This window comes from Sandarakinorhabdus sp., from assembly GCF_031422795.1.
Lineage (GTDB): Bacteria > Pseudomonadota > Alphaproteobacteria > Sphingomonadales > Sphingomonadaceae > Sandarakinorhabdus.
On record NZ_JANPML010000124.1, the window covers coordinates 1 to 2349 of the forward strand.

At 64.9% G+C, this 2349-nt stretch carries 3 protein-coding genes and 2 tRNA genes; 2 read left to right on the forward strand and 3 right to left on the reverse strand.

Features of this window, described 5'->3' with window-relative positions; all coding sequences use genetic code 11:
- The first annotated feature begins 32 nt into the window (after positions 1-32).
- Positions 33-107 (forward strand) — tRNA-Val (locus tag RMO81_RS04655).
- Between the two features lie 114 nt (positions 108-221).
- Here RMO81_RS04655 and RMO81_RS04660 read toward each other — a convergent pair.
- Together RMO81_RS04660 and RMO81_RS04665 are read right to left on the reverse strand one after the other, a co-directional pair.
- Positions 222-1019, reverse strand: coding sequence for a mechanosensitive ion channel family protein (locus RMO81_RS04660; RefSeq protein ID WP_310474594.1), 798 nt, complete (start codon positions 1017-1019; stop codon positions 222-224).
- Between the two features lie 241 nt (positions 1020-1260).
- Positions 1261-1337 (reverse strand) — tRNA-Arg (locus RMO81_RS04665).
- A gap of 76 nt (positions 1338-1413) precedes the next feature.
- Here RMO81_RS04665 and RMO81_RS04670 point away from each other — a divergent pair.
- Positions 1414-1974: a hypothetical protein gene (locus RMO81_RS04670; protein WP_310474595.1), complete on the forward strand. Its 561-nt coding sequence runs from the start codon at positions 1414-1416 to the stop codon at positions 1972-1974.
- On the opposite strand, the gene RMO81_RS04675 is transcribed toward RMO81_RS04670, so the two are convergent.
- Positions 1968-2349 (reverse strand): P1 family peptidase (locus tag RMO81_RS04675; RefSeq protein WP_310474596.1); only part of this gene is annotated, 382 nt, incomplete at its 5' end. The genes RMO81_RS04670 and RMO81_RS04675 overlap by 7 nt on opposite strands.

The window sequence follows — 2349 nt, forward strand, 5'->3', positions numbered from 1 at the left end:
GGGGCCGATGCCACTAACAGGCGCCTTCCCGTGGACGCGTAGCTCAGTGGTAGAGCACTGTGTTGACATCGCAGGGGTCGCAGGTTCAATCCCTGCCGCGTCCACCATTTCCCCCCAATTTTTTCTCTCCGCCCTCGTAGCAGCCATGTGAAGGCGCTCAAACTGGGCCTGATCACTGGCGTCGGCTGAACGGGTGGTGCCGCTGGCCGCCGATCCGCCGCCTACTTGATTTGCTTTTCATATTCCACTGTGTGCGGCGCGGCATAGCCGGCTTCGCCAAAGGTGGCCGAAATCAGCTTGTTGGTGTCGAAATAGACCTGCCAATAATTGTTGGTGTGGCAATAGGGGCGCACGGCGAGCACGGTGCCACGCTCGTTGAAATCGAGAATCTCCACATCGGGCGCCGGTTCGGCCATCACATTGGCAATGGCGGCCAGCGCCGGCTTCAGCCGGGCAATGGCATCAAGCGGGTCCACGCCAAAGGCCAGTTGCGCGGTGCGGTCGACGCGGCGGTAGCTGTGGGCGGAATAATTCTTCACCACATCGCCCGACATCTTCGAATTGCCCACGATGGTCTGCACATTATCGGGGCTGGTGATGATGGTGTTGAACAGGCCGACCTCGGTTACCGAGCCTTCCACGCCGCCACCGACGACATAATCCCCCACCTTGTAGGGGCGAAAGATCACCAGAAACGCCCCGGCAGCAAAATTTGAAAGCAGGCCCGACCAGGCGGCACCCACGGCCAGACCAACGCCAGCCAACAGCGCCGCAAAACTGGTGGTTTCGATGCCGAAGAAGCCGAGGATGGCCACCACCAGCACGATGTTGAGCAAGACGCCCAGGATGGATGCTATGTAGCGCTGCAGCGTCGGATCGAAATTGCGCGACGTCAGCACCCGGCTCAGGATGCCGATGGCAAAACTGATCAGCCAGCGCCCGACCATGTAAAGCGCAAAGCCGGCTGCCAGCTTCAGGCCGAGCGCCGTCAGCATTGCGGTTACTTCTGGTACATTCATCGCGCAGTTCCCCTGGGCAGCGGCTTGCCTGCCGCTTTAGGCGACGCGGCAGGCGGAGACTAACCTGAGAGGCCAGTTGCTGCCAAATCAATACTTGCCGTTATCATCGGGGCTGGTGGCCACCAGGCCGAAGGCGATGCCGCCAAGGGTGTCACCAATGCTGTTGCGGCGGCCAAAACAACGCCGGCACAGGCATCGGGATCACTAGGGAGCAGATGCACGGCCCGAACGGGGAGGGAATTGGTGCGCCCGGAACGATTCGAACGTCCGACCCTCAGATTCGTAGTCTGATGCTCTATCCAGCTGAGCTACGGGCGCACACCGTGAAGGCCGGCCTGATAGCCACGCGCGCCGGGCATTGCAACCTCTTCCTTGCCGTTTTAGGCGATTAATCATGTATCGTCTGACCCAGCCTCTCGTTCTTGCCCTTTTGCTGGCCGGTTGCGCCGGGAAGGGCAGCGACTGGCCCAGCCTGAATCCGCGCCCCGGCGAGATCTCGCCGATGGTGCCGCGTAACGTGCCCGGTGCTGTTCAGGGTGGTGGCCGCTGTCCCAAGGCAGACAGCGCCGATTGCGCGCCGCCGGCTGAAACCGTGGCACCGGCAGCGCCCGATATGCTCCCCTCCACGCCGCCGCCCACCGCAGCATCTGCCGAAACCGAACTGGCAGCGCTTGAGGCACTGGTGGCGCAAGCCGCATCTGCGGCGGCTCCGGCCCGTGCCACCCGTGACGCCGCGCGCGCGGCCGCGGCTGGCGCTGCGGCCGATTCGGCGGCGGCCTTGCAGCTGGAAGCGGCCGAATCAGCGCTGGTTGCAGCGCTGGCCCCGCTTGCCGGCGCGGATTTTCGCCGGGCGGCGCTGGCCGAAGCCCTGCGCGATGCGCCCACTCAGGCCGCCGCATTGGCCCCCCGGCTGGCGGCACTGGCCAGCCGCATCGCGTTGCTGGGCGATCAGTAGAGCCCGACGGCCTGGCGCACGGCGGCGGCCACCAGATCGGCCGCGACCGTGCCGATCTCGATCAGCGCGACATTGTCCACCGGTGGCAGGCCGGGCGCAGCGGTGGAAAGCACGAAGATGCAATCGCCATCGAACGGCGTGTGCACCGGCCGCACCGCCCGTGTCAGCCCGCCCTGCGCCATCATCGCCACTCGCAAGGCCTGGGCGCGGGTGAGTGGTGCATTGGTGGCGACCGCGCCAATGATGGTGTTTTCCCGCCCGAAACGGCGATGGCCGGTCAACTTGGGCATCACCACCGGGCCATCGCCGGGCGGTGCATCGGCATAGATTTCGCCGAAACTGTTGGCCGCCATCAGGGCGCCGACGATGTGGCCA

Coding starts and splice junctions, on each gene's coding strand:
- RMO81_RS04660 (WP_310474594.1), bottom strand. CDS start 1,019: ATGAATGTACCAGAAGTAACCGCAATGCTGACGGCGCTCGGCCTGAAG.
- RMO81_RS04670 (WP_310474595.1), top strand. CDS start 1,414: ATGTATCGTCTGACCCAGCCTCTCGTTCTTGCCCTTTTGCTGGCCGGT.